This is a genomic window from Roseivirga sp. UBA1976 (assembly GCF_002336325.1).
Taxonomy (GTDB): Bacteria; Bacteroidota; Bacteroidia; order Cytophagales; family Cyclobacteriaceae; genus Roseivirga; species Roseivirga thermotolerans.
This window is the reverse complement of record NZ_DDDQ01000086.1, coordinates 984-12,562: the sequence shown is the minus strand read 5'-3', so window position 1 is coordinate 12,562 and position 11,579 is coordinate 984. Positions and strand designations below refer to the sequence as shown.

At 44.4% G+C, this 11,579-nt stretch carries 10 protein-coding genes; 4 read left to right on the top strand and 6 right to left on the bottom strand.

Annotated elements, in window-relative coordinates; all coding sequences use genetic code 11:
* A partial coding sequence (locus tag B3763_RS08300) for an MFS transporter (RefSeq protein WP_286745620.1) occupies positions 1-560 on the bottom strand: 560 nt, incomplete at its 3' end.
* 3 nt (positions 561-563) lie between these two features.
* Positions 564-2,597: a M3 family metallopeptidase gene (locus B3763_RS08295; RefSeq protein WP_286745618.1), complete on the bottom strand. Its 2,034-nt coding sequence runs from the start codon at positions 2,595-2,597 to the stop codon at positions 564-566.
* A gap of 241 nt (positions 2,598-2,838) precedes the next feature.
* Between B3763_RS08295 and B3763_RS08290 the strand changes: the two genes are divergently transcribed.
* Positions 2,839-6,111: a T9SS type A sorting domain-containing protein gene (locus tag B3763_RS08290; RefSeq protein WP_286745616.1), complete on the top strand. Its 3,273-nt coding sequence runs from the start codon at positions 2,839-2,841 to the stop codon at positions 6,109-6,111.
* A gap of 1 nt (position 6,112) precedes the next feature.
* On the opposite strand, the gene B3763_RS08285 is transcribed toward B3763_RS08290, so the two are convergent.
* Together B3763_RS08285 and trpS are read right to left on the bottom strand one after the other, a co-directional pair.
* On the bottom strand, positions 6,113-6,634 hold the full coding sequence (locus B3763_RS08285) for a hypothetical protein (protein ID WP_286745614.1): 522 nt from the start codon (positions 6,632-6,634) through the stop codon (positions 6,113-6,115).
* An 81-nt stretch (positions 6,635-6,715) separates the two neighbouring features.
* On the bottom strand, positions 6,716-7,687 hold the full coding sequence (gene trpS, locus B3763_RS08280; RefSeq protein ID WP_286745612.1) for a tryptophan--tRNA ligase: 972 nt from the start codon (positions 7,685-7,687) through the stop codon (positions 6,716-6,718).
* Between the two features lie 88 nt (positions 7,688-7,775).
* Here trpS and B3763_RS08275 point away from each other — a divergent pair, with 88 nt between their 5' ends.
* From B3763_RS08275 to ppk2 (B3763_RS08265), 3 genes are all read left to right on the top strand, one after another.
* Complete coding sequence (locus B3763_RS08275; RefSeq protein WP_286745610.1) at positions 7,776-8,825, top strand: DUF1573 domain-containing protein; 1,050 nt, start codon at positions 7,776-7,778, stop codon at positions 8,823-8,825.
* Positions 8,826-8,920: 95 nt separating this feature from the next.
* The gene (gene ppk2, locus B3763_RS08270) at positions 8,921-9,820 is read left to right on the top strand and encodes a polyphosphate kinase 2 (RefSeq protein WP_189631108.1); all 900 of its coding nucleotides are present in this window, start codon (positions 8,921-8,923) and stop codon (positions 9,818-9,820) included.
* Entirely contained in the window at positions 9,820-10,608 is a 789-nt protein-coding gene (gene ppk2 / locus B3763_RS08265) for a polyphosphate kinase 2 (RefSeq protein ID WP_189631109.1), read from the top strand. The genes ppk2 (B3763_RS08270) and ppk2 (B3763_RS08265) overlap by 1 nt, the downstream gene beginning before the upstream one ends.
* On the opposite strand, the gene B3763_RS08260 is transcribed toward ppk2 (B3763_RS08265), so the two are convergent.
* Together B3763_RS08260 and B3763_RS08255 are read right to left on the bottom strand one after the other, a co-directional pair.
* Positions 10,605-11,303, bottom strand: a complete 699-nt coding sequence (locus tag B3763_RS08260; protein WP_286745607.1) for a pseudouridine synthase — start codon at positions 11,301-11,303, stop codon at positions 10,605-10,607. The two genes, ppk2 (B3763_RS08265) and B3763_RS08260, sit on opposite strands and share 4 nt — an antisense overlap.
* Positions 11,304-11,371: 68 nt before the next feature.
* Positions 11,372-11,579: hypothetical protein (locus B3763_RS08255; protein ID WP_286745605.1), on the bottom strand; the 208-nt coding region annotated here is incomplete at its 5' end.

The window sequence follows — 11,579 nt, the reverse complement described above, 5'->3', positions numbered from 1 at the left end:
GGACCATCGCCCACAAAAAAGAAAATGAGCGTTCCCCCAAAAACGGCAAGGGTGGAAGTTCCAATCATTACCGGTTGCCAGTCATAGCCGCCCCCCAGGTGGTTGAGTAAGTGTGGAAAGGCAGAACCCATGACCAGAGCACCGACCAAATAACCTAAGGCCTTGCCCAATCGGCCTTCAAACCAATCGGAGGCAATTTTCATCCCCACCGGGTATATCCCGGCCAGGGTAATACCTGTGAGAAAACGAAACAACAGGAGCAATTCGAACGACTGTCCTGTAAACAGTACGGCACCATTGAGTGCTGCACCCAGCAAGGCACATATAAAAAACACCTTAGAGGCACTGAACCGATCGGCTAGAGAGCTTAGTGCGAACAGTAGTGTGCCGCTAATGAAGCCTAACATTACACTGGAAGTAACCAGAGCAATGCTATTGGGGGGAAGCCCCCACGATTCCTGAATTTGTGGTAAAATGGCATTGCCGGCAAACCAAAGTGAAGTGCCGGCAAATTGAGCCAATACAATAATGGGCAATATGTATGCAGGTGGTTGCTTCAAGTTCTATTGAAGTAATCCGGCTCTTCTCAATAGTGCCTTCACATCGGGTTCCTGACCTCTAAAGCGCTTGTATAGCTTCATTGGGTGTTCAGAACCACCGGCCGAAAGCACATGCTCTTTGAACTTATCGGCAATACTACGGTTGAAAATGCCATGTTCCTTAAAGTATTCAAAGGCGTCTGCATCCAACACTTCGGCCCATTTGTAGCTATAGTATCCGGCCGAATAGCCTCCCTGAAAAATATGAGAGAAGGAGCAACTCATATTGGTGCCTTCAATGGGTGCCAGAACATCGGTTTTACTCATAATGTCACTTTCAAAGGCTGCCACATTTTCTACTTCGAGGTTTTCTGTACCGTGCCAGGCCATATCTAACATACCAAAGCTTAGCTGGCGCATGGTTTGATAACCTTCCATAAAGCTGGCACTCTCCTTAATGCGTTCAATATACTCCTGTGGAATTTTTTCACCGGTTTTGTAATGGCGTGCAAACAGGTCGAGACATTCTTTTTCATAGCACCAATTTTCCATGAGTTGAGAAGGTAGCTCCACAAAATCCCAGTACACACTGGTTCCGGAAAGGCTCTCGTAGGTGCCATTGGCCAACATACCGTGCAGGGCATGTCCAAATTCATGAAACAAGGTGGTTACTTCATTGAAGGTAAGGAGGGAGGGGGTGGTTTTACTTGGCTTAGTGAAGTTGCACACAATTGAAACCAATGGACGATGATTGCCCGATTCATCTTTATACTGTCCCGCATATGAGGTCATCCATGCCCCGGCACGTTTACCTGCTCTGGGAAAAAAGTCGGCATAGAAAGTAGCTACATCATTGTCGTTTTCATCTTTTACCTCATAAACGGTTACGTCTTTGTGGTAACGGTCTATCGATGGGTTTTCGATAAAACGAATTCCAAAAAGCTTTTCGGCAGTTTTAAAAACGCCTTCCACCACATGCTCTAACTGAAAATAGGGCTTTAAAAGCTCATCGTCTACATTATATTTTTCTTTCTTGAGCTTTTCAGAATAGTAGGCAAAGTCCCATTTTTCTAACTTCTCCAGGCCATCTAGCTTTTGAGCAAACGCAGCCACTTCTTCCACATCTCTGCGAGCTCCGGGCTTACCATATTTTTCCAATTCACTTAAAAAATCCATCACCTTGTCTGGCGATTGGGCCATGCGCTCTTCCAATACAAAATGAGCATGAGTTTTATAGCCCAGTAGTTTTGCACGTTCATTCCTGAGCTTCACAATTTGCTTTACAATCTCCCGGTTGTCTAAATCATCGCCTTTAAAAGCCTTAGAGCCAAAAGCCTTCGCTAGTTTTTCGCGCAGGTCTCTTCGAGCCGAATACGTCATAAATGGCACATAGCTGGGGTATTCAAGGGTAATCACCCATTTACCCGGATAGCCTTTGTTTTCTGCGGTTTCCGCAGCTTGTTCTTTAATCTGGTCGGGCAGACCGGCCAAATCGGCTTCATTTTCAAGAACCAATTCGTATTTATTGGTTTCTGCCAAAACGTGTTCCCCAAATTCCAGAGATAACTGAGCTAGTTCAACATCAATTTTTCTAAGCGTGGCTTTCTTTTCATCGGAAAGTAAAGCTCCGTTTCTTGTAAAGCTCTTGTATGTTTTATCGAGCAGAGTTTGGGCTTCGGGTGATAGGTCTTCCCTGTTTTGTTGATCGTAAACAGTTTTAACACGCTTAAAAAGCTGTTCATTCAACAATATGTCATTTGAAAACTCAGTAAGCATGGGTGATACCTCTCGGGCAATCGCCTGCATTTCATCGTTGGTTTCAGCACTGTTCAGGTTAAAGAATATGGCACTTACTCTATCCAGATCTTTACCGGCAAACTCCAGCGCTTCAATGGTGTTTTCAAAGGTAGGTTGCGCCTCTGATGCACCGATTTTATCAATTTCTGCTTTTGCTTTTTCAATGAGTTGTTCGAAAGCAGGTTTAAAATGATCATTGGTGATTTTGGAAAATGCAGGTGGATTATTTAGCGAATTTGATATTGTCAGTAATGGATTCATTCGATATGGTTTTATTCCAAATTTTCTGTGGTGTTGAAAGTCCTAAAAAGGGCAATACAGCCCAAAAATAAGGTAAATTTCGAACTATGCAGGTAGGGTGTTTGTTGCCGTTCAGGTAATTATAGCGACACTTTTCAAATACAATTTTTTGTCGTTAAAAAAACAAAAGAAATTTGGTCATAAGTCCATCTGAAAGTGCGCGGTTTTCGTACATGTCAGCGGCTTGTATTATTTCACCTAAATGTCGAAGTCTTTAATCGGTTTATTGCTTCTGATTGCGCTTGCCCATATGGCTCAGGCGCAAGGGGTGTTTGTTTCTGCAGGGTCTGGGCAATGGCGCGATAGAAATACCTGGACGCTGGTAAGCGGTAGTGATGCCAATGGTCGACCGGATGGAGATGATCAGGTGACAATACAATCGGGCCATACCATTACCATATCTAACAATGAAGATTGCAATGTGCTCATTTTACAGTCGGGCACCATTAACTATAGCGGCAACCGTACCCTTACTATTAATAGCTCTGTAACAGCAACCGGCACTTTTACTCTGTCGGGTTTTAATACCAATCATGTATTCGATAACCTGGGGTCTCTCACAGTAAATTCGGGGGCTACACTCAATATAGGTGCACTGACTTTTCAAACCGCAGGAGCCACCTCAGTGAACGGAACCATATCCGTTTCAGGTTCTTCCCGAACACGCACCTTTGGAGCAGTAACTGTAAACTCTGCCGGTAGTTTCTTAAATGCCGGTAGCGGCTCTACATGGACTATTGGCGGGAATTTGACTGTGAATAATGGTGGTACAGCCACCTTCAACGGCTCATCCAATACTTTTAATTTTTTGGGCAATGTACAAAACAACAGTGGAGGCTCTATGACCATGAATGCCTCAAGCGGTACATATAATTTTGCCGGAAACCTGGTGAATAATGGTACATTTACCAATACGGCCTACGGCACACAATTTAACTTCAATTCTGCTTCGGGAAGTATTAGCGGTTCCGGGCTTATTAGTCTTTTTCAAGCCAATTTCAACAGTCCATCCAATTATACCAATACCGGTAATCTACAGATTAGAGACGGCATGGCCGGAACGGGTGCTTTTACAAATGGTGCTGGCGCCCAGCTGGAGTTGCAAAATGGTGGGCCTTTTGCCGTAACAACCTTTAATGCAGCGGCTACTGGAAATACCATCACCTATACGGGCTATGGCAATCCTACGGCATTTTCAGGTAACTATTACAATCTGGTATTGAACAAGTCGAGTGGCAACCTGAGCTTTGGTAGCAGCCTTACGGTGGGTAATGACCTAACTATTCAAAGTGGTATTTTACAAGTCAATGCCGTAACTCTCAATATTGGTAATAATGTGAATATAAGTGGGGGAGAACTTACTCCCGATAATGCTTCGGCTGTGGTGAATATTGGAGGTAATATGAATCTTTCGGCCGGAGAGTATGACCATAACAATGGCGATGTGAATGTAACAGGAGCCATAACCGTAACGGGAGGAGACTTCTTTCTCAACGGAGCATCATCTACCATCGATGCCGGGTCGGTAAGCTTGCAAAATGTATCTCTCACGCTTTCGCAAGGTACCTGGACAACTACTGGCGATTTTAATGTGGGCTCTGGTGCGAATGTCACAGCCAATGGAGCGGCTATTTCTGTTGGAGGGGCGTTTAATCTCAATGCCGGAGCAGCTAATTTTACAGGAGGATCGCTTTCGGGCAATTCATTATACGTGGCTTCCGGTAGAGAGCTTTTTATTAATTCCGTAAACCTGGCCATGACGGGGGCTGCGGAGCTGGATGGTACAATGACCTTTAACAGCTCTACCGGTACAAAGTCTGTGGGTTCTGTGTTGGTTAATTCTGGTGGTAACTGGAATGTGACTCAACCGCTGAATATTACAATCAGTGGAAATATTACCAATAACGGCACCTTTACAGGAGATCCCGGTTACGGAAGTAGCGTGTATACCCTCACCAGTAGCTCAGGCACCATTGGGGGCAGTAACCCGCTTACCATACGCGACATAGTGATTAACAGTCCGGCTAGTTATACCAATACAGGCCAGCTAACAGTGAGCAATACCCTTACAGGTTCCGGCAGCTTTATTAATGGAACCGGAGCAACATTTACCTATTCAGGAAACAATAGTTCGGGTTCTAATTTTACGATTACCAACTTTACTGCTTCCGCAACAGGCAATACCGTAGTTTGGGCAGGCACCACCCATAGTCAGCAATGGCGAACTACCACCAGCACCGCCAATGATTACTACAATGTGGTGGTAAACCTGGGTACGGGAGACTATCAACGCCTCAACTTAGTGGCTGATGTTCGGGTGAATGGTGTGTTGACCATTACGGAAGGAGACCCTGTGTTGGGGAGTTTCGATCTGGAACTGGCCACAGGAGCTTCCATAACCGGAGGAAGCAGCAGCAACTGGATTCGGCAAAATGGATCGGGAGTGGTCAGAAAATACTATAGTGGTTTTGGAGATGACCTGAGTCTACCTATTGGAGACAATAACAACTATTCGCCCATTGGCTCTTTTGTGGTGCATTCGGCCACACTTGGAGCCAATCCATATGTAGAGTTTAGCGTAACCGATGCGGCTCACCCCAATCGAAGTACAAGCAACACCGCTCAGGGGGGGGATGATGACGGTACGGCTGCGGCTGACTATATATCCAGATACTGGACTTTGACAGGCAATGACATAACCGCTCCTAACTTTAGTGCCAGCTATACCTATATTGATGGCGATGTGGTGGGTACGGAATCTAATCTGGTGGCTACTTTGTATAGGCAGCCAATAGGGTCTTCATTTATGGACTGGGCCCAAAAAGGTACGGTGAATGCAGTAAATAATACAGCCACCATCAACAATGGAGATAACTGGGGAGTACTTTATGCCATGGATAACAACATGCAAAGACTGCCGGTAGAGTTGGTCGAATTCAAAGCAAAAGCAGTCAACCGACAGGTAAAACTATACTGGACTACCTCGAGCGAGGTAGACAATAGTTATTTTGAGATTCAACGCTCCAAAACAGGTTACGATTTTAAAGCCATTGGCACCGTAGACGGGCAGGGCAGCTCTGGCACACCGGTTCATTATCAGTTTACTGACCAAAGCCCCGGCTTCGGCCATGTCTTTTATCGCCTTAAACAGGTAGATTTTAATGGAGCTTCTGATTATTCGGAAGTGGTAGGGGTAGATGTGGTTAACCATGAAGGCCAACCCATGTCTGTTAAAGTATATCCAAACCCTGCACCATCGGGAAGCTATGTGAAGCTGTTGGTGGAGGAGGGAGCTACTTTAGAGCCCGGAGCACAATTGCTATTAATTAATTTGTGGGGTCAGGTGGTTTGGGAGTATACGGTGGCAAGCGAGTCTATAGAAGAGTTAGATCTTCCGCAAATGGCCAGCGGTACTTACGTGCTCAGAATTGCCAGCAAAAACCGACAAATGACTAAGCGATTGGTAGTTCGATAGATTAGAATTCTGAATTACAGAGGGTTATAGACCTGTCTCCATTCAGGTAGCTCTGGTTTTGTGTGCCGTTAATGCCAATGTTGGTGGCTCCCAAAATTTCATCTTTCATAGGGCCAGAGGCCTCAAAGTGAATTTTGACGCTTCCATCAAACACTAGAAGATCACTATAGGTAATAGACTCTCCATTCTCCAGTTTACTCAATAGGGTTATACTTTGGCCTACACCGTCAACTTCAACTACCGGGTTGAGCATGGTGGCTATACTGCCGTTATCTTCGAGACTTCCGTAGTGTAAATGTGCCGGGTGATTGGCATTGTTAAACACACCGTTTAGGGTAATTTCTATCTGAGCCACTCCACCGGTTCGTTCACGAATAAGCAATGTGCCTGTGGTTTCGTTGCCCTGAACATTGCCGGGTATTAATTGATAGCTAATTTGGTTGCCGGTAAATTCGGCATCGCCTGAATTGTCGCAAGCCGAAACTATCAGTACAGAAGCAAGGGCGATTATAAAATTCTTCATGGTGCTTAAATCTGCTAATTCAACGCAGCAACGCCATGTTTGGTGCAAAGCTGGGCGGAAAATGTGCCTTGAAAGCAAGACCTAGGCAAAACCAATGGCTTTTTTAAATCGCTGTAATACTTCCCTGGCAATTACTCTGGCCTTTTCCTCACCAATAGAGAGCTGCTTCTCCAATTCATCGAGGTTGTTCATGTAATCGTTGTATAGGGCTCTTTCCCTGGCAAATTTTTCAACAATCAGCTCAAAGAGTTCTTGTTTGGCGTGGCCGTAGCCATAATTACCTGCCAGGTATTTTTCCCTCATGGCTTTAGCTTGCTCTTTATCGGCCAATATAGAATAGAGCGCAAAAGTATTGTCAGTATCCGGGTTCTTAGGTTCTTCCAGCGGAGTACTATCGCTTACAATTTTCATGATGTTCTTGCGCAAGGCCTTATCGGGCTGAAAAATATCGATGATGTTGCCGTATGACTTGCTCATCTTCTGCCCGTCAATTCCCGGTATGGTCATAATTTGCTCATCGATTTTGGCTTCGGGCAAAACAAATATTTCACCATACTGATGGTTAATGGCACTGGCAATGTCTCGGGTTATCTCCAGGTGTTGCTTTTGATCTTTGCCCACGGGCACTACATGTGCATCGTAGAGCAGAATATCGCAGGCCATAAGTACCGGGTAAGTAAATAGTCCGGCATTGACATCGGCAAGCCTATCCGACTTATCCTTGAAGCTGTGCGCATTGGCCAGCATAGGGAAGGGAGTAAAGCAGTTGAGATACCAATTGAGTTCGCACACTTCGGGTACTCTCGATTGCCTGTAGAATGTATTTTTACTGGTATCGAATCCAAATGCCAACCAGGCTGCGGCTACGGCATTGGTGTTTTCTATTCGAGTTTTCGGGTCTTTAATGGTGGTGAGAGAGTGTAAATCGGCAATGAAGAAGAACGATTCGTTGCCCTCATCTTTAGATAGCTCTATGGCTGGCTTTATTGCACCTAAAATATTACCCAAATGTGGTTTTCCGGAACTCTGTATACCAGTAAGTATTCTTGCCATCGGTAAAATTTTGGGCAAATTAAAGAAATATGACCCGCTCAAATCAAATTAACATCGTTTATTTTGGTTGATATTACATATGGAAAATATGACTAGGCTTTCGAGGTTAACTCTTATTTCGTTTATGTGTCTCGTTTACACGGTATTAGGGGCGCAGGAGTTAGAATTTATTGATTTGGGAGTGGTTGAAGGGGAGTTCAGAACCCTTCACAAAGAGGTTGCCTGGGTTAATACAACCCATGAGCAGGTCGACTTACGGGTGGTAAGCAAAAGCAGAAATCTAATGGTTAGCCGGGAGTCGTTTTCTTTAGCTGTAGGGGATACGGCTCACATTGCCTTTGAAATTGCCCTGGCCCAGCGTCCCGGATATTACGAATATGAGATTCAACTGCTGGCCGGTGAGGATTTTCTGTTACACGGAATGCAATTTGGTTTGCAGGTTTTGGCTGCTGAAATCGATGTTTTTAGAGCGTATAGAAATATTCATTGGCCTTTTCGGGCAAAAGAGAATGTATTCAATTTACAGGCTGGCTATAAGGGAGATACCCTTCGAAAAACTTTTGATGTATTCAACCTGAGTGGTGAAAATTTATCGCTCGAAAATGTTCAGGCCAATGATTCTACCTGGGTTACTTTTGAACCTAAATTAATAAAACACAATCAGTTTGGTCACATGACCATAGCCGTACTATCGGGCAAAAAGGCTCCTTCAGGCTTCCAAAGGTATAATCTTGAGCTTATCAATGAGGGAAAAACATTGGCCAACCTTCCCATACAGTTCACCCTTTTACCCCCTCCGGTACAGGCCGATTCTGTGGTTCACGAGCGACCAATCTTTACCAGCAGCTTAATTAATCACGATTTCAAAGAGGTTAAAAAAGGGCAGGTAAGAGAAGTAGAGGTAGTGCTGGCCAATGTGGGCAATGCAGAGTTGGTTATAGAGCAGTTGGAGACTAACTGCACCTGCCTCACGTATTCTTTGGCCGAAAGCAAATTACAGCCTGGAAGCAGTACCGTATTGACAGTGACATTTGATGCTACCAACCGGAGCGGACTTGAAAAAAAGACGCTGGCCGTCTTTACCAACGATCCCAATAACCCAACTCAGGTACTTACTTTTAGGGCTCATGTAAAGTGAGGCATACCTTTGATAATAATAAGGTGCTATAATTCTTAAATAGGGCTGTTCTTTAGTAGTTTTTTCTATATTAGTCGCCCCTGATAAGTAACCCCATGAGCGAGTTTTTAATAACAGACGACTCTATTAATAATAACCTACAGGCTTCTAAAAGGCTGACCAACGCTGATTTTAATAAAATTAAGACACGGGCCGACCTTGAAGCAGTATTGCAGAGTAAGAATAGAGATTACAGCAAGGCCCTTTTTAATCTGGAGTATGAGCGACAGTTGGAACAACTACAGATTGAACTGGTGAAATGGCAACGATGGGTGGCCGAAACGCAGCAGCGGGTGGCAATAATTTTTGAAGGCCGTGATGCTGCCGGAAAAGGGGGATCTATAAAGAGATTTATCGAGCACATGAACCCGCGTTCGTTACGCGTGGTAGCTCTTAACAAGCCAACCGATCTGGAAAAAAAGCAATGGTATTTTAGGCGCTATATCAAGGAGCTGCCCAATGCTGGCGAAATAGTATTTTTTGATCGAAGCTGGTACAACAGGGCTGTGGTAGAGCCGGTAATGGGATTTTGCAGCGAGGAGCAGTATCAACAATTTATGCGTCAGGTGCCTGAGTTTGAACATATGTTGTTTGAGGATGGGGTTCATGTAATTAAACTCTGGTTTTCCATTAACAAAGAAGAACAGCACCGGAGGTTCGAAGACCGCAGAAACAACCCACTTAAACAATGGAAGTTGAGCCCGGTTGATGAAAAGGGACAGGAAATGTGGGAGAAATATACCTACTACAAAGAGCAAATGTTTGCCCGAACGCACACCACATTTAGCCCCTGGACCATTATTAAAACCAATAAAAAGAAGATAGCCCGCTTGGAGAGTATTCGCTATGTGCTTTCCAAATTTGAATATGATGGTAAGGAAAGTGCCAATACCACCGTGTTGCCCGATCCGAATGTGGTAATGAGGTTTCACCGTTCAATTTATCACCTGGTATAATGGATAAGAAGTATATGTTTTCAGAAAAGGAGCTAAGGCTTCTTAATACCAATAAGGCCATAAAACTATTGCTGGCACAGGGCGATGAAATTAACCCCGAGAAAGTGTTGCGTTATGTGCGTTATGAAAAAACTCTCGAAGACCTGCAGGTAGAACTTATTAAAATGCAGCAGTGGGTGATTAAAAATAACAAGCGGGTTTGTCTTCTGTTCGAAGGCCGTGATGCGGCCGGAAAAGGGGGAGCAATCAGACGGGTGACTCACCACCTGAATCCTAGAAACTACCGGGTTGTGGCCCTTCCAAAACCCACCGAACAGGAGAGAGGGCAGTGGTATTTTCAGCGCTATATTACCCGGTTGCCTAACCCGGGAGAGATTGTTCTTTTTGACAGAAGTTGGTACAACAGAGCTGTTGTGGAGCCGGTGAATGGCTTTTGTAGTCAGGAAGAGTATGAACGCTTTATGAGTGAGGTGAACGACTTTGAGAACATGATCACCAACGATGGCATTATTCTCATGAAATTCTACTTCTCCATTACCAAAGGTGAGCAGGCCAACAGGTTCGAAGATATTGCTTCTAATCCATTGAAAAGATGGAAAATGTCTCCGGTTGATGCCAAAGCGCAGGAGCTATGGGATGTATATACCCAATACAAAGAGCGCATGTTTGCCCATACTAATACTGACAGAAACCCCTGGATAATTCTACGGGCCAACCGAAAAACCACCGCCAGGGTGGCAGTGATTAAGCATATCCTAAAACGAATTCCGTATAAAGAAAAAGCTTAATAAAACCCAAGTGGGTGCTTAAACCCGAGTGTTCGAAACATTCTCAAAAATTCAGGCTGGGGAGAAGCCTGTATTTGAATCTCCCGGCTCAAAATTGGATGTCTGAAGCTTAATGAACAAGCATGCAAGAGCATGGTGTTCATGTTCCATTTTTCCAAAAAGAGCTTGTTTTGTTTATTGCAGCCATGAGGCCTGTCGCCAATAATTGGATGCAGAATATGAGCAAAATGCTTTCTTAGTTGATGCATTCTTCCGGTTTCGGGTTTGGCTTCAACCAACGAGTATCTTGATGTAGGATGCTTGCCAAATGGAACTGCAATTTCAGTTCTATCCAACGTCTTGTAATGCGTTACTGCTTCCTGAGTTTTGTCTTTGTCGTTGGTTAAGGCATAGTCAATAGTGCCTACATCATCCGTGTAGCCTCGCAAAATGGCCCAATAAATTTTGGAGACGGAGTGTTGTTCAAACTGCACCATCAAATCCGTTATCAGTTCTTTATTCAACGCGAAGAGTAAAACGCCCGAGGTCTTTCTGTCTAATCTATGGATGGGGTACACGTGTTGACCGATTTGATTTCTAAGCTCTTGCACAGCATAAGTATCGGTGTTGGTAGCAATAGGGGAGCGATGTACCAGCAGACCATGGGGTTTGTTAATGCCTATGAGGTGGGAGTCTTGGTAGAGGATTTCGAGCATTTGGCGTAATGAGTATTGCGTACCGGGTATTGCTATGATGCAAGGTTCAAAGATACGTCACCCTGAATTTATTTCAGGGTCTTTTTCAGCGATAAAATAGATGCTGAAATAAATTCAGCATGACGTTGTTTTATTGTGTCGTCACCCTGAACGCGTTTCAAGGTCTTCCTCAAAGAATCAATAGATGCTGAAACAAGTTCAGCATGACGTTGTTTTTTAATGTCGTCACCCTGGACTTGATTCAGGGTCTTCCTCAAAGATTGACAAGATGCTGAA